Below are 873 nucleotides of genomic sequence, written 5' to 3'. Positions count from 1 at the left end.
GCTGCCTCGCGAAGGTCGTTCGGTGTGGCGGAGGCGCCCGCGATGACGTTGAACAGAATGTACCACTGCGCCCCGAGGGCCATGAGTAAGATGCCGACCCCGTCCAAGGAGATACCGGTGGCCCCCAGCACAGCGGTGATGAGTGGGAACAGGAAGTTCGCCGGGAAACTGGCCAGCACCTGGACGACGGGTTGAGCAAGCCTGGACACGCGCGGGTTGAGCCCGATCCAGACCCCGATGGGTACCCAGACGAGCATGGATACGGCGATGAGCGCGATGACGCGGGCGAAGGTGATCAATCCGAGGAACAGGGCGTGCCCGACCTCGGCGAAGCCGGTGGTGCCGGCGATGAAAACGACCATGTGGTCTAGCGCGTAGGCGATAGCTATCGATACCACTACCGCGAAGATCGCATCCTCTGCGCGGCGGCGCACCGAGGAAGTGCGCAGTGGGTACTCGGCGAGCCCGAACACGGCCATGCCTCGATCGATCGGGTGCACCAGCGGCGCGAGGACCACGCCCAGCATGGTGGGGATGCGAGAGCGACGGAGCAGGTCGAGAGGCGGGCAGGCGGGGCCCGCAGCCGGCACGGACGCCTAGGCGCGAAAGCGCTCGGCCCAAGCGGTCAACGGCGGCCAGCGCAGTACATTCACTCCGATCGCCATGACGATCATCGCCGCGATCGCGAGGAAGACCTTGTCGAGTTCGCCGCGGTCGCTTGCGGCCGCGACAAAGGCGCCGATGCCGGGTAACGCGTAGCTCTGGTAGTGGAGGCTGAGCGGTGCCGAGGCCGGTAGGAAGAACCAACCCCCGCCGAAGCTCATCATTCCGTTCCAGACCAGCGGAATCATGCCGCTGGGGACGTCGGACCGC

1 protein-coding gene and 1 pseudogene are annotated in these 873 nt (G+C 66.3%); both read right to left on the bottom strand.

What is annotated here, in order from left to right:
* Positions 1-527, bottom strand: a 527-nt coding sequence (locus tag D8M34_RS19380; RefSeq protein ID WP_342343189.1) for an ABC transporter permease subunit, incomplete at its 3' end; no start/stop codon positions are given.
* A 69-nt stretch (positions 528-596) separates the two neighbouring features.
* Positions 597-873, bottom strand: a pseudogene (locus tag D8M34_RS19375) (sulfonate ABC transporter permease); the annotation flags it as partial.

Origin of the sequence: Microbacterium sp. HSID17254, from assembly GCF_003989315.1 — a bacterium.
GTDB lineage: Bacteria > Actinomycetota > Actinomycetes > Actinomycetales > Microbacteriaceae > Microbacterium.
The sequence above is the reverse complement of the archived record's forward strand: the minus strand, read 5'-3'. Positions and strand labels throughout refer to the sequence as shown.